The 19709-nt window shown below is 70.4% G+C and carries 17 protein-coding genes; 5 read left to right on the top strand and 12 right to left on the bottom strand.

Going from position 1 to position 19709, the window contains the following annotated elements:
- Positions 1–14: 14 nt before the first annotated feature.
- The 7 genes from queE to ACAV_RS18560 form a co-directional block, all read right to left on the bottom strand.
- Positions 15–653: a 7-carboxy-7-deazaguanine synthase gene (queE, locus tag ACAV_RS18590; RefSeq protein ID WP_013596122.1), complete on the bottom strand. Its 639-nt coding sequence runs from the start codon at positions 651–653 to the stop codon at positions 15–17.
- Complete coding sequence (gene bioF, locus ACAV_RS18585; RefSeq protein WP_013596121.1) at positions 650–1888, bottom strand: 8-amino-7-oxononanoate synthase; 1239 nt, start codon at positions 1886–1888, stop codon at positions 650–652. The genes queE and bioF overlap by 4 nt, the downstream gene beginning before the upstream one ends.
- Positions 1885–2574 (bottom strand): dethiobiotin synthase, encoded by a 690-nt coding sequence (gene bioD / locus ACAV_RS18580; RefSeq protein ID WP_013596120.1) that lies wholly within the window; start codon positions 2572–2574, stop codon positions 1885–1887. The genes bioF and bioD overlap by 4 nt, the downstream gene beginning before the upstream one ends.
- Positions 2571–3938 (bottom strand): adenosylmethionine--8-amino-7-oxononanoate transaminase, encoded by a 1368-nt coding sequence (gene bioA / locus ACAV_RS18575; RefSeq protein ID WP_013596119.1) that lies wholly within the window; start codon positions 3936–3938, stop codon positions 2571–2573. The genes bioD and bioA overlap by 4 nt, the downstream gene beginning before the upstream one ends.
- A 36-nt stretch (positions 3939–3974) precedes the next feature.
- Complete coding sequence (nadB, locus tag ACAV_RS18570; RefSeq protein ID WP_013596118.1) at positions 3975–5564, bottom strand: L-aspartate oxidase; 1590 nt, start codon at positions 5562–5564, stop codon at positions 3975–3977.
- A 67-nt stretch (positions 5565–5631) separates the two neighbouring features.
- Positions 5632–6483: a segregation and condensation protein A gene (locus tag ACAV_RS18565; RefSeq protein ID WP_041829340.1), complete on the bottom strand. Its 852-nt coding sequence runs from the start codon at positions 6481–6483 to the stop codon at positions 5632–5634.
- Between the two features lie 73 nt (positions 6484–6556).
- Positions 6557–6760, bottom strand: coding sequence for a DUF3460 family protein (locus ACAV_RS18560; RefSeq protein ID WP_013596116.1), 204 nt, complete (start codon positions 6758–6760; stop codon positions 6557–6559).
- 157 nt (positions 6761–6917) lie between these two features.
- On the opposite strand from ACAV_RS18560, the gene ACAV_RS18555 reads away from it, so the two are divergent.
- A complete protein-coding gene (locus ACAV_RS18555) occupies positions 6918–7487 on the top strand; it encodes a hypothetical protein (protein WP_013596115.1) in 570 nt (189 codons plus the stop codon).
- Between the two features lie 94 nt (positions 7488–7581).
- Positions 7582–8217, top strand: a complete 636-nt coding sequence (locus ACAV_RS18550; protein ID WP_013596114.1) for a YitT family protein — start codon at positions 7582–7584, stop codon at positions 8215–8217.
- On the opposite strand, the gene ACAV_RS18545 is transcribed toward ACAV_RS18550, so the two are convergent.
- From ACAV_RS18545 to ACAV_RS18525, 5 genes are all read right to left on the bottom strand, one after another.
- Entirely contained in the window at positions 8202–8522 is a 321-nt protein-coding gene (locus ACAV_RS18545) for a hypothetical protein (RefSeq protein ID WP_013596113.1), read from the bottom strand. The genes ACAV_RS18550 and ACAV_RS18545 overlap by 16 nt on opposite strands.
- Positions 8523–9095: 573 nt before the next feature.
- On the bottom strand, positions 9096–11189 hold the full coding sequence (gene metG / locus ACAV_RS18540) for a methionine--tRNA ligase (RefSeq protein WP_013596112.1): 2094 nt from the start codon (positions 11187–11189) through the stop codon (positions 9096–9098).
- Between the two features lie 101 nt (positions 11190–11290).
- The gene (gene poxB / locus ACAV_RS18535; RefSeq protein ID WP_013596111.1) at positions 11291–13042 is read right to left on the bottom strand and encodes a ubiquinone-dependent pyruvate dehydrogenase; all 1752 of its coding nucleotides are present in this window, start codon (positions 13040–13042) and stop codon (positions 11291–11293) included.
- Positions 13043–13131: 89 nt separating this feature from the next.
- Positions 13132–14388 carry a patatin-like phospholipase family protein gene (locus tag ACAV_RS18530; RefSeq protein ID WP_013596110.1) on the bottom strand — a complete coding sequence of 419 codons (1257 nt, stop codon included), beginning with the start codon at positions 14386–14388 and terminating at the stop codon, positions 13132–13134.
- 16 nt (positions 14389–14404) lie between these two features.
- On the bottom strand, positions 14405–14983 hold the full coding sequence (locus tag ACAV_RS18525; protein WP_013596109.1) for a restriction endonuclease: 579 nt from the start codon (positions 14981–14983) through the stop codon (positions 14405–14407).
- 122 nt (positions 14984–15105) lie between these two features.
- Between ACAV_RS18525 and apbC the strand changes: the two genes are divergently transcribed.
- From apbC to ACAV_RS18510, 3 genes are all read left to right on the top strand, one after another.
- On the top strand, positions 15106–16197 hold the full coding sequence (gene apbC, locus ACAV_RS18520) for an iron-sulfur cluster carrier protein ApbC (RefSeq protein ID WP_013596108.1): 1092 nt from the start codon (positions 15106–15108) through the stop codon (positions 16195–16197).
- A 193-nt stretch (positions 16198–16390) separates the two neighbouring features.
- Positions 16391–18037 carry an OFA family MFS transporter gene (locus ACAV_RS18515; RefSeq protein WP_013596107.1) on the top strand — a complete coding sequence of 549 codons (1647 nt, stop codon included), beginning with the start codon at positions 16391–16393 and terminating at the stop codon, positions 18035–18037.
- Between the two features lie 16 nt (positions 18038–18053).
- Positions 18054–19574 (top strand): methyl-accepting chemotaxis protein, encoded by a 1521-nt coding sequence (locus tag ACAV_RS18510; protein ID WP_013596106.1) that lies wholly within the window; start codon positions 18054–18056, stop codon positions 19572–19574.
- The last annotated feature ends 135 nt before the right edge of the window (positions 19575–19709 follow it).

The raw sequence follows: 19709 nt of genomic DNA, 5'->3' as shown, positions 1-19709 counted from the left end.
AAAGGGGCGCCGCTTCAGCGGATGCCCGTGAGTTTGTGGGTCTGCAGGCTCAGGCGCCAGGCGGGCCGCTCCATGCAGGCGGCGATGCACAGGCTGGTGTTGGCGGCCTGCTCGGGCCCGTCCATGGGCTGCAGGAAGCGATGTTCGAAGCGGGTCGCGTTTTCGAGTTCCGCGAGGTCGAAGCCGGGTTGCGGCCAGACCAGCTTGAGTTCCTGGCCTGCGCGCTGCACCCAGGGCGCGCCCGCCTTGGGGCTCACGCAGAGCCAGTCGATGCCGGGCGGGGCGGCGACGGTGCCGTTGCTTTCCACCGCGATGCGCATGCCCCGGGCGTGCAGCGCGTCGATGAGCGGGGTGTCGAGCTGCAGCAGCGGCTCGCCGCCGGTCAGCACCACCAGCCGGTGGTCGGCATCGTGCGCCGGCCATTGCGCGGCGATCACGTCGGCCAGCGCATCGGCCTGCGCGTACTTGCCGCCCAGCGTGCCATCGGTGCCGACGAAGTCGGTATCGCAGAAGCGGCAGATGGCGCTGCTCCTGTCTTCTTCGCGGCCGCTCCAGAGGTTGCAGCCGGCGAAGCGGCAGAACACGGCGGGCATGCCGGCCTGGCCGCCTTCGCCCTGCAGGGTGTAGAAGATTTCCTTGACGCTGTAGGTCATGCGGCGGCCTCCTGGGGCAGTACGGACCGGGCAGTCGGGGCGATGTCGGCCAGCGCATCCACGAGCCGTGCCACGTCCGCCTCGGTGTGGGCCGCAGACAGGGCGATGCGCAGCCGCGCCGTGCCCTCCGGTACCGTCGGCGGCCGGATCGCGGGCACCCACAGGCCCCGCGCGCGCAGCGCTTCCATGGCGGCCAGCGCCTCGTCGTTGGCACCGATCACAAGCGCCTGGACGGCAGTGCGCGACGTGCCCAGTTCCCAGTGCGTGTCCTGCAGCACGGGAGCGAGGCCCGCGCGCAGCTGTGCGATGCGGGCGTCGAGATGCGCGCGCAGCGCATCCCCGCGCTCGATGAGGCCGAGGCTGGCCTGGAGCGTGCGCGCCAGCAGCGCGGGCGCGGCAGTGGCGAAGATGTAGCTGCGCGTTTTCTGCAGCAGCCATTCGATGAGGACCTCGCTGCCGGCCACGAAGGCCCCGGCAGCGCCTGCCGCCTTGCCCAGCGTGGCCATGTAGAGCACGCGCTGCGACGCCCGCGGCCCGGTCAGGCCCGCTTCGGCGAGGGCACCGCGGCCCTGCGGTCCTAGCACGCCGAAGCCGTGGGCATCGTCGAGCAGCAGCAGGGCGTCGTGGCGCTCGCAGAGCGCATGCAGCGTGCGGATGTCTGCGACGTCGCCGTCCATGCTGAAGACGGCATCGCTGACCACGAGCTTGCGCCGTGCGGGACTGGCCGCAAGCTGGGCCTCTAGCGCCCCGAGGTCGCCGTGGGGGTAGCGGTGGATCGTGGCGCGCGAAAGGCGTGCCCCGTCGATCAGGCAGGCGTGGTTGAGCGCATCCGAGAACAGCGCGTCGCCCGCGCCGACCAGCGCCGGCACGATGCCGATGTTGGTCGCGTAGCCGGCGTAGAAGTAGAGCGCCCGGGGCAGCTGCACGAAGCGTGCGAGGTCGTCCTCGAGCGCGGCATTGGCCTGGCTGTGGCCGCTCACCAGCGGAGAGCCGCCCGATCCCACGCCGAATTCCCGTGCACCCGCGCAGGCGGCGTCGGCGAGTTCGGGATGGCTGGCCAGCCCCAGGTAGTCATTGCTGCAGAAGGCCAGCATGGGCTGCCCGTCCACATCCAGGTGCGCGCCCTGCAGCGGCCGTACCGCGCGCCGGCGGCGGCGCAGGTGGACGGCGTCGAGTTCCGCCAGGCGGGCGGGCAGTTCGTCGAGCCAGGAGGGAGCGAAGGGAAAGGTCGTCATGCGGAAGGCGTGGTCCAGGAATCGGGCAGCGTGAACGGCGTGGCGCGCGGGTCGGGCTGCCGCTGGTGCGGTATGTCGGCGAGCAGGGGCGCCTGCAGGCGCTGCCGCAGCCAGGCGATATTGTCCTCCGCCGCCAGCATGGCAGGGTCGATGCGGCTGGCGATCCAGCCGGCCAGGGGCAATCCGCGCGCGCGGATGGCATCGGCCGTGAGTGCCGCGTGGCTGAGGCACCCCAGGCGCAGGCCCACGACGAGCACCACCGGCAGGCCGAGCGCCTGGGCCAGGTCGGCGCCAGTCTCGGTGTCCGAGAGCGGCACGTGGAAGCCGCCGGCACCTTCCACCACGACGGCATCGGCCTGCGCAGCGAGTGCTCCGCAGGCCTGCACGATGGCGGCGATATCGATGCGCGTGCCCGCACGCCGCGCGGCGATGTGCGGCGAGAGCGGGTCGGGCAGCAGCACGGGATTGTCCAGCGCGGGCGCCACCTGGACCGTGGAGGCGGCGCGCAGGGCCAGCACATCCTCGTTGGCGAGCGTGCCGCCGGGGCCGATGGGCTCCGCGCCCGCGGCGATGGCCTTCATGCCCACCACGCGCGCATGGTGGCGCGCGAGCGCATGCAGCAGGCCGGCGCTGGCGAGCGTCTTGCCCACGCCGGTGTCGGTGCCGGTGACGAAGCAGCCGATCATGGCAGGCTCCTTTCGGCGGCCGCAGCCGCGCCAGGGGCGCCGGTCTCTTCGGCCAGCGTGGCGTCCAGCGCCGCGAGCGCCTGCCGGCCCAGGTGTGCGATGGCGTCGTCGTCCAGCACGTAGGGCGGCATGGCGTAGAGCGTGCGGCCGATGGGCCGCAGCAGCAGGCCGCGCGCCATCGCGTGGCGGTGGTAGCGGCGCGCGAAGTCGGGTGCCGTGCCTTCCACGTCCCAGGCCCAGAGCATGCCGAGGTGGCGCGCGTGCCGCACGCGCGGGTGGGCCGAGAGCGGCGCGAAGGCCGCGTGGAAGAGCGGTGCGCGCCGTGCGTTGTGCGCCAGCGCATCGGTCTGGGTGAACAGATCGAGCGTGGCCAGCGCCGCGCGGCAGGCGAGCGGGTTGCCGGTGTAGGAGTGCGAATGCAGGAAGCCGCGCGCCACGTCGTCGTCGTAGAACGCGGCATACACCGCATCGGTGGTGAGCACGGCCGACAGCGGCAGGGTGCCGCCCGTCAGGCCCTTGGAGAGGCAGATGAAGTCCGGCCGGATGCCGGCCTGCTGGTGCGCGAACATCGTGCCGGTGCGGCCGAAGCCGGTCGCGATCTCGTCCACGACGAGGTGCACGCCGTAGCGGTCGCACAGCGTGCGGGCCTGCCGCAGGTATTCGGCATCGTGCATCGCCATGCCGGCGGCGCACTGCACCAGCGGCTCCACGATGAGCGCGGCGGTGGTGGCATGGTGCTCCTCCAGCCAGTCCTGCAGCACGGCGGCGGCGCGGCGCGCCACGGCGGCGGCGTCCTCTCCGGCCGCGGCGCCCCGCGCATCGGGGCTGGGCACGGTGGCGCCCAGGCGCACGAGGGGGGCGTAGGCTTCGCGGAACAGGCCGATGTCGGTCACCGCGAGCGCGCCCACGGTCTCGCCGTGGTAGCCGCCTGCCAGGCCGATGAACCGGCATTTCCCGGGCCGGCCGTGGTTGCGCCAGAAATGCGCGCTCATCTTGAGCGCGATCTCCGTCGCGGCCGAGCCGTCGCTGCCATAGAACGCATGGCCGAGCCCGGTGAGCGCGGCCAGGCGCTCGGAGAGCTCCACCACTGGCGCGTGCGTGAAGCCCGCGAGCATCACGTGGTCCAGCCGCGCCAGCTGGTCGGCGATGGCCTCGCGGATGTGCGGATGTCCGTGGCCGAAAAGGTTGACCCACCACGAACTGATGCCGTCCAGGTAGCGGCGGCCGTCGTCTCCTTCCAGCCAGGGGCCGGCCGCACGGGCGATGGCCACGGGCGGATCGGCCTCGTGGCGCTTCATCTGGGTGCAGGGATGCCACACGCTGGCGATGCTGCGGGCGGCGAGGGAAGTGTCGTCTCTGACCATGCGTCTGCAGGAAAGAAAAAAGGGGCCCGGCGCCGGTCAGCGGACCGGCGGCACGAGGAGGGTGGGGGCCGCGGGCGCGGCCATGGCGGGCCAGTCGCGGCTGTAGTGCAGGCCGCGGCTCTCGCGCCGCTGCTGGGCCGAGCGCACGATGAGCTCGGCCACCTGCACGAGGTTGCGCAATTCCAGCAGGTCGCGGCAGACATGGAAGTTCGCGTAGAACTCGGCGATTTCCGCCTGCAGCAGCGCGATGCGGTGCGCGGCGCGCTCCAGGCGCTTGTCGGTGCGCACGATGCCCACGTAGTCCCACATGAAGCGGCGCAGTTCGTCCCAGTTGTGCGAGATGACCACGCGCTCGTCGGCATCGGTCACGCGGCTGTCGTCCCAGGCGGGCAGGGCCGGAGGCGGGCTGGAAACGGGCGGCGCGGCGAGGATGGCATCGGCGGCGGCGCGCGCGAACACCATGCACTCCACCAGCGAATTGCTCGCCAGTCGGTTGGCGCCGTGCAGGCCGGTGCAGGCGGTTTCGCCGATGGCATGCAGGCCCGCCAGGTCGGTGCGCCCCGCGAGGTCGGTGAGCACGCCGCCGCAGGTGTAGTGCGCGGCGGGCACCACGGGGATGGGCTGGCGCGTGAGGTCGATGCCCAGTTCCGCGCAGCGTGCGAGGATGGTCGGGAAGTGCGCCTGCAGGAATTCCGGGCTCTGGTGCGAGATGTCCAGGTGCACGCAGTCGAGCCCGTGGGTCTTCATCTCGAAGTCGATGGCCCGGGCGACCACGTCGCGCGGAGCGAGTTCGGCGCGTTCGTCGTGCGCCGGCATGAAGCGCGTGCCGTCGGGCCGCAGCAGCCGGCCGCCCTCGCCGCGCACCGCTTCGCTGATCAGGAACGACTTGGCCTGCGGGTGGTAGAGGCAGGTGGGGTGGAACTGGATGAACTCCATGTTCTGCACCCGGCAGCCCGCACGCCATGCGGCGGCGATGCCGTCGCCCGTGGCCGTGTCCGGGTTGCTGGTGTAGAGGTACACCTTGCCCGCGCCCCCCGTCGCCAGCACGGTGTGCGGCGCGCGGAAGGTGTGCACGGTGTCGGTGGCCTCGTCGAACGCGTAGAGCCCCAGGCAGCGCTGCGGGCCGGGCAGGCCGAGCTTGCGGGCGGTGATCAGGTCCACCAGCGTGTGCTCTTCCAGCAGGGTGATGCCGGGCGTGGCGCGCACTGTGTCCAGCAGGGTGCGCTGCACGGCCGCGCCGGTGGCATCGGTGGCATGCACGATGCGCCGCGCGCCGTGGCCGCCTTCGCGCGTCAGGTGCAGCCGGCCCGGCGCTTCCTCGGAGAACGGCACGCCCAGGGTCTGCAGCCACTGGATGGCCTGCGGCGCGCCTTCGACCACGGCGCGCGTGGCGGCGAGGTCGCACAGTCCCGCGCCCGCCACGAGCGTGTCCTGCACGTGGGCATCGAAGGTGTCGCCCTCGGCCAGCACGGCGGCGATGCCGCCCTGCGCCCAGCCGCTGGCGCCGTCGGCCAGTCCCCGCTTCGTGAGCACGGCCACGCGGTGCGTGGGGGCGAGATGCAGCGCGGTGGACAGGCCCGCCAGGCCGCTGCCGATGATGAGTACGTCGTAATCGAAGGAGGCCATGCGGTTCGGAAGGGATGGAAGTCGGATGGGGCCGCTGTCCGCCGGAGGGCGGTGCCGCGGCGGCGGTTCACACCGGGGTGTAGGCCAGGCGCACGTAGATGGGCGCGAAGGCTTCCGCCTGGGTGATCTCGATCAGTGTTTCCTTGCCCAGCTCCAGCAGGGCGATGAAGGTCACCACGAGCACCGTGGAGCCCTTGGAGGGATCGAACAGTTCCTCGAACTCGACGAAGCGCCGGCCCTGCAGTGTCTTGAGTACGGCGCTCATGTACTCGCGCACGCTCAGTTCCTCGCGGGTGATGCGGTGGTGCTGCACGAGTTTCGCGCGCTTGAGGATGTCGCGCCAGGCTTCCTGCAGTTCGGCCACGTGCACGTCGGGAAACCGCTGCACCAGGCTCTGCTCGATGTGGACCTGCGCGCGCAGGAAGTCACGGCCGTACTGCGGGGCCCTGCCCAGGTTGGCCGCCGCGAGCTTGATCTGCTCGTATTCCAGCAGCCGGCGCACCAGTTCGGCGCGCGGGTCTTCCGGCTCCTGGGCGCCTTCCTGCTTCTTGGGCGGCAGCAGCATGCGCGACTTGATCTCGATGAGCATCGCCGCCATCAGCAGGTACTCGGCCGCCAGTTCCAGGTTGCGGCTGCGGATCTCGTCCACGTAGCCGAGGTACTGCCGCGTGACATCCAGCATCGGGATGTCGAGGATGTTGAAATTCTGCTTGCGGATGAGGTAGAGCAGCAGGTCCAGCGGGCCCTCGAAGGCCTCCAGGAACACTTCCAGCGCATCGGGCGGGATGTAGAGGTCCTGCGGCAGGGCGAACAGGGGCTCTCCGTAGAGCCGCGCCACGGCGTCGCCGGCCGCACCGCCGGCGGCGTCCTGCGCGGCGTCACCGGCGTGCGGCGGGGCGTCCATGGTGTCGGCGCTCATGCGCTGCATTCATCCGGATGGGGCGGGCCGCCCGCCGATCGACGGCATGCCGGCCGGTCCATGGGCTGTGCGGTCAGCCCTGGGTCTGGTACACGTAGGGCTTCTGGGCGACGCGGGCTTCGTCGTATTCCTCCCAGATGTCGCGGTCCACCTGCTTGTCCCACAGCAGGGCGCGGCCCGCCACCTGCTGGGCGTCGAGTTCGGGCCGGTCGGACTTGAGCTTCTGGATGAACTGGGTGGCGTCGGACTGGTAGTCGGGGCGGCGGAAGAAGGACATGGCAGGCGGATCGAAGTCTTTGTAACAACCGGAGATTTTACCGGGGCCGGACGCGGCTACCATTTCCGGCTGGCGTTCCCGGCCGCTCCGGCGGCCGGGGCCGCACGTCCCCCCTGCATTCCGCGCCTGGCGCGCGCCCGCTTTTCCCCCTTTATCGATGACGCTTGCCCTGTCCCCTGCATCCTCCCTCCATTCCCTGACCCTGCCCGGCCTTCCCGGGCCTGCCTCCCCCGCACGCCGCCGCGCGCTGGCCGTCGCCGCCGCGGGCGGCGCGGCGCTCTGGCTGCTTGCCGCCTGCGACCCCCAGCGCATCAGCGAACTGGAAGAGGGCGTCTCGACCGAGGCCGACGTGCGCGCCCGCTTCGGCGAGCCCGAGCGCATCTGGGACGAGCCCGGCGGCGCGCGCACGCTCGAATACAACCGCCAGCCCGCCGGGCACCAGAACTACATGATCACCATCGGCCCCGATGGCCGCATGAGCGCGCTGCGCCAGGTACTGGCCCCCCACGTGTTCGAGACCATCGTTCCCGGCATGCTCATGGAGGAGGTGCGCCGCAGCCTCGGCAAGCCGGCGAAAATGATGACGTTCGAACGCAAGGGCGAGACCGTCTGGGACTGGCGCTGGAACGACGGCGGCAACCAGCCCATGGTGTTCAGCGTGACCTTCGACCTCCGCGGCCGCGTGCTGCGCAGCGGCAGCACGGCCGAGCTGCAGGACGGCCGCTGAGCCTGCGCGGTGGAGGTGCCGCCGCTGGCCTCTGGCCCGCCGCTTGCATGGCTTCTGTACCTTCCCCCTGCACCTCCCGCCGCTGCTGCCTGCCATGCCATCCACGCCGCCCGATCCCATTCCGGTTCCCGTTCCTTCGCTGCGGCATGGCCGCTACGAGGATGTCCAGGCGCTGGTCGCTGGCACCCTGTTCGTGGCCATGGCCCTGATGCTGTTCGGGCAGGCCGGGCTGCTCATCGGCAGTACGGCCGGCATCGCGTTCCTGCTGCATTACCTGACGGACGTGTCCTTCGGCAAGCTGTTCTTCGCCGTCAACCTGCCCTTCTACTGGTTCGCCTGGACGCGCATGGGGCGGGAGTTCACCCTCAAGACCTTCCTGAGCGTGGCCCTGCTGTCGCTGCTCACCGAAATGTTTCCGCACGTGATGCACGTGGACTACCTCGATCCCCTGTTTGCGGCGGTGCTGGGTGGCCTGCTGCTGGGCACGGGCTGCCTGTTCCTTGCGCGGCACAAGTCGAGCCTGGGCGGGGCCACCATCGTCGCGCTGTACCTGCAGAACCGGCACGGTATCCGTGCGGGCAAGGTGCAGATGGCGATCGACTGCACCGTGCTGGCGCTGGCCCTTTTCGTGGTGCCGCCCGAGCGCGTGGGTTATTCGGTGCTGGCGGCGGTGGTGATGAGCGTGTTCCTCTGGATCAGCCACCGGCCGGGGCGCTACGTGGGGGAGTAGGGCGCGGCAGGGTATGGCGGTGCGGGTGCGGCCTGCACCGGGGCCGGACGGATCGACTCGCGGATATGGATGCCGCTGTTGTCGGAGTCGCCACCCGTGACGGCATCCGCCGCCATGCCCACGCCCTTGCCGACGATCTTCACCGTGCCGATGGCGGCGTCGGCTGCCAGCCCGACGGCGCTCGCGGTGACGCCGACGGCCGTGGTGGCCACGCTCACCACGGTGCAGCCGGCGAGCGCGGACAGGCAGACTGCCAGAGCGAACGGCCGCGTCAGGGCGCGCAAAAAGCGCGAAGCAGCACGCATTGCGGCCCTTTCTTTTCGTGTCAGTAAACCGTGGCGCAAAGCGCCGCCCGCAGCGGCCCCCATAGGTCTCAACGGGGGCCGACCATCGGACATGATAGTGTTTGCTCTTCCGGCAATGAGGAGTCGCTCCGGTCAGGCGATTTCCTGTTGTTGAATCCCTTCAACGATGGATAGGCCGTCACGTTCCATTGGTAGCTCCCCCTGCGCTCCATTTCGATCACTGAGTAGCGGCATTGGTCGTTCAATTTCTCGAAGTGGAGAGCTATGCGTTCTGGACGGGGGCCTTGGCTTTTCTCCAATACTTCGTATCGCGTCGAATGGCATGAACTGAAAGCCGAGCGCCATTCAAGGGTTTTCTTTTGAACCTTCAAGATGCCGGAGCAGGCCCTGCCAGTTCCCTCGAAAACGCCTGAAACAGCCTGGTCTGCGGCAGCCGCAGTTACCTGGAAGGCTCCCAGGCAGGCTGCAAACGCGATATGCCGCATTGAGTGCATATCGGCGTCTTCATCTTTCGCCTGAAAGGAGGCGGGATGCGACGATGACGCCCAAATGGACCGTGTCAGCCGCTCTCAATCACCGCACCCGCATGCCCGGCGTAGCCCCAGGCCACGGGTTCAGCACATGGATGCCCGGATGCGCCTTCTCGTCGCCGTGGCTGGCGGCAAGCACCATGCCCTCGGAGACGCCGAACTTCATCTTGCGCGGCGCGAGGTTGGCGACCATCACCGTCAGTTTGCCCACGAGTTCCTCGGGGCGGTAGGCGCTCGCGATGCCGGAAAAGACGTTGCGGTGGCGGCCTTCGCCCACGTCGAGCGTGAGGCGCAGCAGCTTGGTGGAGCCCTCGACCGGCTCGCAGTTCACGATCAGTGCGATGCGCAGGTCGATCTTCGCGAAATCGTCGATGGTGATGGTGGGGGCGATGGCCTCGCCGCCCGGTGCATCCGCTCCGGCATCGGCGGCAGCGGACGCTGCGGGTGTGGCAGCGGCGGCCGGGGCCTCGAACAGCGCCTCGAGCTGCTTGATGTCCACGCGCTGCATCAGGTGCTGGTAGGCCCCGATGGCGTGGCCTTCGCCCAGCAGGGCGGGCGCATCGGCGAAGGTGAGCGGCTGGACGTTCAGGAACGCTTCCACCTGCGCCGCCAGGGCCGGCAGCACGGGCTTGAGGTAGAGCGTGAGCAGGCGGAAGGCCTCGATGCAGGTGGTGCAGGCGGCCTGCAGCGCGGCTTCCTGGCCTTCCTGCTTGGCGAGTTCCCAGGGCTTGCGTGCGTCCACGTATTCATTCACGCGGTCGGCCAGCAGCATGGTCTCGCGCACGGCGCGGGCGGTGTCGCGCCGCTCATACGCCTCGGCGATGGCGCCGGCCTGGGCGCGCAGGGCCTCCAGCAGTGCCGCGCCGTCGGCATCGGGCGTGCCGAGCCGGCCGCCGAAGCGCTTGGTGAGGAAGCCGGCGGCACGGCTCGCGATGTTCACGAACTTGCCGATCAGGTCGCTGTTGACCCGCGCCATGAAATCCTCGGCATTGAAGTCGATGTCCTCGTTGCGGCCGTTGAGCTTGGCCGCGAGGTAGTAGCGCAGCCATTCGGCGTTCATTCCCAGGCCCAGGTACTTCAGCGGGTCGAGTCCCGTGCCGCGGCTCTTGCTCATCTTCTCGCCGTTGTTCACGGTGAGGAAACCGTGCACGAAGACCGCATCCGGCGTCTTGCGGCCGCTGAACTTCAGCATCGCGGGCCAGAACAGCGTGTGGAAGGTGACGATGTCCTTGCCGATGAAGTGGTACTGCTCCAGCTGCGGATCGGCCACGTAGTCGTCGTAGCTCTGGCCGCGCTTTTCCAGCAGGTTCTTGAGCGAGGCGAGGTAGCCCACGGGCGCGTCCAGCCAGACGTAGAAGTACTTGCCCGGTGCGTCCGGGATCTCGATGCCGAAGTAGGGCGCGTCGCGGCTGATGTCCCAGTCGCCCAGGCCTTCGCTGGTGGTGCCGTCGGGGTTGGTGCGCACCGAGAACCATTCCTTGACCTTGTTGGCCACTTCGGGCTGCAGGCGGCCGTCCTGCGTCCATTCCTGCAGGAAGGCCACGCAGCGCGGGTCGGAGAGCTGGAAGAAGAAATGGTCGGAGCTTTTCAGCACCGGCTTGGCGCCGGAGAGGGCCGAATAGGGCTCGATCAGGTCGGTGGGGGCGTACACCGCGCCGCAGTTCTCGCAGTTGTCGCCATACTGGTCCCTGGCGTGGCAGCGCGGGCATTCACCCTTGATGAAGCGGTCCGGCAGGAACATGTTCTTCTCGGGGTCGAAGAACTGCTCGATGGTGCGCGTCTCGATCAGGCCCGCGGCCTGCAGGTCGCGGTAGATCTGGCGGGCGAGTTCGTGGTTCTCGGGCGCGTCCGTGCTGTGCCAGTTGTCGAAGCGGATGTGGAAGCCCTCCAGGTAGGGCTTGCGGCCGGCGGCGATGTCGGCCACGAACTGCTGCGGCGTCTTGCCGGCCTTCTCGGCGGCGATCATGATCGGCGCGCCGTGCGTGTCGTCCGCGCCGACGAAGTTCACCTCGGCGCCCTGCATGCGCTGGAACCGCACCCAGATGTCGGCCTGGATGTATTCCATGATGTGGCCGATGTGGAAGTTGCCGTTGGCATACGGCAGGGCGGTGGTGACGAAGATCTTGCGTGCGGGCATCGGGAGCGGGCTTTCTGAGGGGAGTGCGGCCCGGGCGGAGGGCTCCGGGCGCAACGGATGATTTTAAGAGCCTCCCCGGTCCGGCGCCGCGCCGGCCGCCGTCACCTGCGGCGCAGCAGGTTGGTTTTCGCCAGCTCGACGATCTCGTCGCCCCGGCCGTTCATCACCGCCCGCGCGGCGTACAGGCTGAAGCCCTTGACCTGTGCGGCCCGGATCTTCGGCGGCATCGACAGCTCCATCGGGTCCACCCGTACGTCCACCAGGGCGGGGCCGTCGTGGGCCAGCGCCCGCACCAGGGCGGGCTCGAGTTCGTCCGAGCGGGCGACGCGCAGGCCCAGAAAGCCCATGCCGTTCGCGATGGCGCTGAAATCCGGGTTCTGCAGCGCGACGTTGGTGTCCAGGTAGCCCGAGGCCTTCTGCTCCATCTGCACGAAGCCGAGCACGCCGTTGTTGATGAGCACGATCTTGATCGGCAGCTTCATCTGCACTGCCGTGAGCATGTCGCCCATCAGCATCGCGAGGCCGCCGTCGCCGGAGATCGACACCACCTGGCGGTCGGGTCGCACCGCCTGCGCGCCCAGGGCCTGCGGCATCGCGTTGGCCATCGAGCCGTGGTTGAAGGAGCCGAGCAGCCGGCGCCGGCCGTTCATGCGCAGGTAGCGGGCGGCCCAGATCGCGGGCGTGCCGACATCGAAGGTGAATACTGCATCGTCGGCCGCCAGCCGGTCGAGCGTGGCCGCCACGAACTGCGGGTGCAGCGGTTCGTCGCCGGCGCGCGGCGACGCGAGCGCGTCCAGCTCCTTGCGCGCCGCCTGGTAGTGCTCGCGTGCCTTGTCGAGAAAACCGGTGTCGCGGCCCGGCTCGATGAGCGGGGCCAGCAGGGCAGCAGCCTCGCGCACGTCGGCCACCAGCCCCAGGCGCAGTTGCGCGCGCCGGCCCAGCGCGCCGGGATCGCGGTCGATCTGCACGATGGCCGCATCGTCCGGATAGAAGTCGCGGTAGGGGAAGTCCGTGCCCAGCATGAGCAGCGTGTCGCACTCGCGCATCGCGTGGTAGCCGGACGAGAAGCCGATCAGCCCGGTCATTCCGACGTCGAACGGGTTGTCCCACTCCATGTGCTCCTTGCCGCGGAAGGCATGCACGATGGGCGCGGCCAGGGCCCTCGCCAGGGCCACGACCTCGTCGTGCGCTCCGGCCGTGCCGGCACCGGCCAGGATGGTCACGGCGTCGGAGCCGTTCAGCAGCGCGGCAAGTTCCGAGAGCGCTGCCTCGTCCGGAAGCATGCGGGGCGCGGCCGGCGGCGCGAAATCCGGCCGGGCGCCCTCGGGCGCGTCGAGGGTGGACACGTCGCCGGGCAGCACGATCACGGCCACGCCGTGGCGGCCGATGGCCGTGCGCATCGCGCGGTGCAGCACCTCGGGCAACTGTTTCGGGTCCTGCACCATCTCGCAGAAATGGCTGCATTCACGGAACAGCTCGGTCGGGTGGGTTTCCTGGAAGTACCCCAGGCCGATCTCGCTGCCGGGGATGTGGCTGGCAATGGCCAGCACGGGCTGGTGGTTGCGCTGGCAGTCGTAGAGCCCGTTGATCAGGTGCAGGTTGCCCGGCCCGCAGCTGCCTGCGCACACCGCGAGCCGCCCCGTGACCTGGGCCTCGGCACCCGCGGCGAAGGCGCCGGCCTCCTCGTGGCGCACATGCATCCATTCGATGCCGCCGTGCCGGCGCAGGCTGTCGTTGATGGCGTTCAGGCTGTCGCCGGTGACGCCCCAGATGCGTTGCACGCCGGCGTGCGCCAGGGTCTCGACCAGGAGGTCGGCCACCGATTTCGCCTTGGAGGAACCAAAAATGCCCATCGCCAGGAACTCCCTGGAAGTTGCGGTCAGGTCATTCTAGGTACGCCGGAGCCATCGGTGTAAACCCTGAATGTCGGACGTTTTCGCTTTCAGCGGGAAGGCTGCCGCGCCGGGGCCCGGACCGGCTGGCCCGCGTCGTGCCAGCCGAAAAAGCGGCAGATCTCGGCGCGGCGCGCGAGCGCGTCCTGCCGGCCGAGCGCCATGAGTTCGCGCGTGTACCCGGGCTCGAACAGCAGGTAGCTCGCCAGCGCGGCGCCGCGCACGTCCCGCTCGTTGGCGGTCACGCCCAGGGCGCCCAGCAGGGTGCGCACGGGTGCGGGCAGGTCGCCCACGTGGCGGGCCGCCAGCGCATCCAGCCGCTGCGACGGGGCGATCACCAGCAGTTCCAGCGGCCGCAGCGGGCTCAGCGCCCGCGCCTCGGGCGGGATCAGCGCCAGGGTCTGGTTGATGCGCTGTGCGCGCTCCACGTCCACCGCCAGGGCATCCAGGAAGATGTTGGACAGCGCATGCCCCGCCACCTGGGCGAGCGTCGGGTAGGCCGGCACGGTCTCCGCGGACAGGTCGCCGGCCGGCTCGTGCATGCGGCCCGCGCCGATCACCAGCACGCGGCCGGCGCCCAGGTGGATGGCCGGAGCGATCGGCGCGGACTGGCGCATGGAGCCGTCGCCGAAGAACTGGGTCCGCCCGTCCAGCTCCAGCGCGGTGGCCGGAAAGACGAACGGGATCGCCGACGAGGCCAGCAGGTGGTCATGGGTGATGCGGCCCCGTGCCGCGCGGCGCTGCTGCCGCTGCCAGGGCGCGAGCGAATCGGCGGCTTCGAAGAAGGTGATGTGCTCGCCCGAGGTGTAGCTGGATGCCGTGACGGCCAGCGCCTGCACGTGCCCCGCGCGGACCAGGCGCGGCAGGCGCGAGAGCGGCACCAGGCGGGAGAGCAGCTCCGCCAGGGGGGCGTTGTCCAGCAGCGAGCGCGGTCGCATCCGCCGCCAGCGGGCCAGCGCCCAGCCCAGCGAGAGCAAAGTGAGCCAGCGCGCTCCGCTGCGCATCACGCTCAGCGAGTCCGCGCGATAGACCTGCTGCGCGTGGAAGCCGCTCCACACGTGCGCGATGCGCCGCACCGCCCGGTCGAAATGGTCCGCCCCGCAGGCCAGGGCGGCGGCGTTGATGGCCCCGGCGGACGTGCCGGTGATGATGGGAAAAGGGTTGGGCTCGCGCCCCGCGCCGCAGGCCTTGCGCAGGTCGGAGATGGCCTCCAGCACGCCCACCTGGTAGGCCGCGCGTGCGCCGCCGCCCGTGAGCACGAGGCCGGCCGGGCGCTGCGCGGTGGCTCGGGACGGCGCGGCTGCCATGGGAGGGGCGGCCGCTTCAGCGGCCCGTGCCGGCCGGGGCCTTGAGCAGCAGCGCGGCCACGGCGGGGCCGTCCAGGATGTCCAGCCCGTGGCTGCGCGCGAAATCCCGGGCCGCATCGCTCACGGCGCCCAGGGGCGCGAGGTAGGCGCCCGAGGCGCCATCCTGCGCCTGCACCGCGGCCTGCAGTTCGCGCAGGGGCTCCACGCCGTGGGTGCCGGCCTTCCAGCGGCGGGCGCCCACCAGCACGGCATGCCCGCCCTTGTCGAGGCGGAAGTCCGCCGCGCCACCGGCCAGCCGCTGGACGGTGTAGCCCTCTGCCAGCCAGGCACGCTCGAGCCGGTCCGCGAGCGTGCGCCAGGGCAGGGCGCCGGCCTCGTCCAGCGCTTCCTGCAGGCGTGCGGCACTGGGTGCGTTCCATTGCCGCCAGGCCGCCATGCTGCCCACGCCGACCAGGGGCAGCACGCCCACGGCCGCGAACGGCGCCACGTGCGCCGGCAGCAGCGCCCCGCAGGCCAGGGCGATGGCGCCCGCCGCGAGGAAGCTCACCCACCACGGCGAGCGCAGCAGGATGGCGAAAAGCGAGTTGGGGGCCATCTTCAGTTTCACGGAACGGCAATCCTCAAAAGCAAAAAAACGAAAAACCGCGGCATTGTCCTGCGCCGCGCGAGGGTGGAGGGCAGGGAATAGACTACCCGGCCCCAAGGAGATTTACCGATATGGCAGTGACTGAACAGGCGCTACTCGCGGCGCTCGCGAGCGTACGCGATCCGCACACGGGCAAGGATTTCGTTTCCACGCGCGCGCTGCGCGACCTGCGCATCGAGGGCGGCGCCGTGTCCTTCACCGTGGAACTGGGATACCCGGCCCGCAGCCTGGAAGCCGCCCTGGCGGGCGAGCTGGAGGCCGCGGCGCGCACCGTGGAGGGCGTGGAGCGGGTGTCCGCCACCATCGCCACGCGCATCGTCGCGCATGCGGTCCAGCGCGGCGTGCAGGTGCTGCCGCAGGCGCGCAACATCATCGCCGTCGCCTCGGGCAAGGGCGGGGTGGGCAAGAGCACCACGGCTGCCAACCTCGCGCTCGCGCTGGCATCCGAGGGCGCGCGCGTGGGCGTGCTCGATGCCGACATCTACGGCCCCAGCCAGCCGATGATGCTGGGCATCGCGGACCGGCCCGAGAGCGCCGACGGCAAGACCATGGAGCCGCTGCGCAACCATGGCGTGCAGGTGATGTCCATCGGCTTCCTGGTGGAGCCCGACCAGGCCATGATCTGGCGCGGGCCCATGGCCACGCAGGCGCTGGAGCAACTGCTGCGGCAGACGAACTGGCAGGACCTGGATTACCTCGTCGTGGACATGCCCCCCGGCACCGGTGACATCCAGCTCACGCTCTCGCAGCGCGTGCCCCTCACGGGCGCCGTGATCGTGACCACGCCGCAGGACATCGCGCTGCTCGACGCCCGCAAGGGCATCAGGATGTTCGAGAAAGTGGGCGTGCCCATACTGGGGGTGGTGGAGAACATGGCCGTCCATGTCTGCAGCCAGTGCGGGCATGTCGAGCACATCTTCGGCGAGGGTGGCGGCCGCCGCATGGCCGAGGAGAACGGCATGGCCTACCTGGGCGCCCTGCCGTTGGACCTGCAGATCCGCCTGCAGGCCGACAGCGGCACCCCCACCGTGGTGGCGGAGCCCGCTGGCGAGGTGGCGAACATCTACCGCCGGGTGGCGCGCGAGGTGGCCGCGAAGATCGCGACCCAGGCCAAGGACTTTTCCTCGAAGTTCCCCACCATCGCGGTCAGCAAGGACACCTGAGCCGATGGTGCCGCTCCGGCGGCACCGCGCAAGCCCCTTCGTTGATCGCCCGTTCAGTAGAAAAAGTCAATTGCTTTTGCTGACTTGATCTATTGACGCGCGTCAACCGCAGCGTTGAAACTCCGCGCATCCGGTAACTGTTTCCGGATTTTTCATCAAGCGGAATACAACAACCTTGCGTTAAGGAGCGGGCATGGCGGATACACGACCAGGTTTTCTGGACAAGGAGCGGATCATCGCGGGACCGGGTTTCAACCGGTGGCTGGTGCCGCCGGCCGCGCTGGCCATCCACCTGTGCATCGGCATGGCCTACGGCTTCTCGGTGTTCTGGCTGCCGCTCTCCAAGGCGCTGTCCACCGCCGGCACGGGCGCGACGGCCTGCCCGAAGGACATGAGCTTCTTCGCCGAGCTGTTCGCCACCGGCTGCGACTGGCGCGTGGCCACCCTGGGCTGGATGTACACGCTCTTCTTCGTGTTCCTGGGCTGCTCGGCGGCCATCTGGGGCGGCTGGCTGGAGCGCGCCGGCCCGCGCAAGGCCGGCGTGGTTTCGGCCCTGTGCTGGTGCGGCGGCATGCTGCTGTCGGCGCTGGGCATTTATCTGCACCAGTTCTGGCTCATGATCCTCGGCTCCGGCGTGATCGGGGGCATCGGGCTGGGCCTGGGCTACATCTCGCCGGTGTCCACCCTCATCAAGTGGTTCCCCGACCGCCGCGGCATGGCGACCGGCATGGCCATCATGGGCTTCGGCGGCGGCGCGATGATCGGCTCGCCCCTGGCGGTGGAACTGATGAAGACCTTCTCCACGCCCACGGACGTCGGCGTGATGCAGACCTTCGTGGTGATGGCACTCGTCTATTTCGTGTTCATGATGGCCGGTGCGCTCGGCTACCGCGTGCCGCCCACGGGCTGGAAGCCGGAAGGCTGGACGCCCCCGCCGCCCTCCGCCAACGCGATGATCACGCAGCGCCACGTGCACGTGAAGCGCGTCTGGGGCATCCCGCAGTTCTGGCTCGTGTGGATCGTGCTGTGCATGAACGTGAGCGCGGGCATCGGCGTGATCGGCATGGCCTCGCCCATGCTGCAGGAAGTCTTCGGCGGCTCGCTCATCAACGTGCCCGCGAAGTTCGGCGAACTCGACAAGGGCCAGCTCGCCGCCATCGCCGCCGTGGCCGGCGGCTTCACGGCGCTGCTGTCGCTGTTCAACATCGGCGGCCGCTTCTTCTGGGCCAGCCTTTCCGACAAGCTCGGCCGCAAGATGACCTACGTGGTGTTCTTCGTTCTGGGCGGCCTGCTCTACGCGAGCATCCCGGGCTCCGCCAGCGCGGGCAGCAAGCTGCTGTTCGTGGGCGCGTTCTGCATCATCCTCTCCATGTACGGCGGCGGCTTCGCCACGGTGCCCGCCTACCTGGCCGACCTGTTCGGCACGCAGTTCGTGGGCGCCATCCACGGCCGCCTGCTCACCGCCTGGGCCACCGCCGGCATCCTGGGCCCGGTCGTAGTGAACTACATGCGCGAATACCAGCTCGGCCTGGGCATCCCGCGCGAGCAGGTCTACAACCAGACCATGTACATCCTCGTGGGCATGCTGGTGATCGGCCTGATCGCCAACCTGATGGTGCGCCCGCTGGCGGCCAAGTGGTTCATGAGCGACGAGGAACTGGCCCACGAGAAGAAACTGGCCCACGAGAAGGCCGTCGCGGCCGAGGTCGGCACCGGCGCGGGCGCGGGTGGCGGCACCACCAGCCCGGCGCTGGTCGCCTTCGCCTGGGCCGCCGTGGGCATCCCGCTGGCCTGGGGCATCTACAAGACCCTGGTGAGCGCGGCCAAGTTCTTCCATTGAAGGCGAGGAAGCCGGCATGCTGCCCCGAAGCCTCGCCCGGCGGATCCGCGCGGCGGCGCGGGCCTTCGCCGCGGTCCACCAGGGCGGCTTCGACCTGCAGCCCGCTCCCGCGGGCCAGCCGCCCGTGCTGCGCTGCGGCGGCCGCGTCCTGAACGGCGACTTCGCGGCCATCGACCGCTTCACCGGGCAGACCGGCGTGCGCGGCACCGTGTTCGCCCGCCAGGGCGACGACTTCGTGCGCATCGCCACGTCGGTGCGCAAGCAGGACGGCGAGCGGGCCGTGGGCACGCTGCTGGACCGCTCCCACCCCGCCTACCGCGCCCTTGCCGCGGGGCGCCCGTATGCCGGCTACGCCACGGTGTTCGGCCGGCAGAACCTCACCCGCTACGACCCGGTCCGCGATGCGGCAGGCCAGGTCGTGGGCGTGCTCTATGTCGGGCTGGACGTGAGCGGCATGCCCGCGCTGGGCGCGGCGGCGCGGCTGGCGTTGTCGGTGGTGGTCGCGCAGTACGCGATCGGCGCCGTGGCCTGGGCGCTGCTGCCGCCCCTGCAGCTGGCCTGGCTCGCGGTCTCGGTGGCCCTGCCGCCGGTCGTCGCCGCCGTGGTGTACGTCCTCGCGCGGCGCGGTATCACCCGGCCCGTGGCCGAGGGCTGCTCCGCGGCCCGGCGCGTTGCCGCGGGCGACCTCACCACGCAGATGCACGTCGATCGCCGGGACGAGGTGGGCCAGATGCTGCAGGCCATCAACGGCATCGGCGTGGGCCTCACCGGCCTGGTCACGCAGGTGCGCCAGGGGGCTGAATCGTTGCGCGTGGCCACGCGCGAGATTGCCGAAGGCAACGGCGACCTGGCTTCGCGCACCGAGCGGCAGGCAGGCGAGCTGAACGCCGCGGCTTCGGCACTGCAGCGGCTTACGGCCACCGTGGCGCAGAACGCCGAGCATGCCCGGCAGGTGAACGGCCTCATGGGCGAAGTCTCGCAGGCCTCGGCGCAGAGCGGCGAGGCGGTGGAGCGTGTCGTGCAGACCATGGCCGGGATGCGGGAGGATGCCCACCGCATCCAGGACATCATCGGCATCATCGACGGCATCGCCTTCCAGACCAACATCCTCGCGCTCAACGCGGCCGTCGAGGCGGCGCGCGCGGGCGAGCAGGGCCGCGGTTTCGCGGTGGTGGCGGCGGAGGTGCGCGCGCTCGCGCAGCGCTCGGCCGGCTCCGCGCGGGAAATCCGAACGCTGATCGCGGCGTCGGTGGAGCGGGCGGACGGCGGCAGCGGCCTCGTGGATGCAGCCCGCGCATCCATGCAGGGCATCGCGGGATCGATCGGCGACGTGACCCGGCTCATCGAGGGCATCGCCGCGGCCAGCAGCGAGCAGAGCCAGGGCATCGAAGGCATCCATGACAGCGTGGGCCGCATCGAGCAGATGACCCAGCAGAATGCGGCCCTGGTCGAGCAGGCCGCCGCGGCGGCATTGCGCATGCGCGAGCAGGCGGCGGGGCTGGCCGACGCGGCCGCGAAATTCAGGACCCCCGCATGACCGCGCGCTCCCGTTGCCCTGCCGGCGGCCATGGGCCGCGCCGCGATAACCCGGCGCCTGCAAGGGCCTGGGCCTGCGGCGTAGCCTGTGGGCCGTGCGTCCGGCGCGATGCGGGCGGCCGTGCTGCATCCATCC

The sequence above is a fragment of the Paracidovorax avenae ATCC 19860 genome, from assembly GCF_000176855.2.
GTDB lineage: Bacteria > Pseudomonadota > Gammaproteobacteria > Burkholderiales > Burkholderiaceae_C > Paracidovorax > Paracidovorax avenae.
The sequence above is the reverse complement of the archived record's forward strand: the minus strand, read 5'-3'. Positions and strand labels throughout refer to the sequence as shown.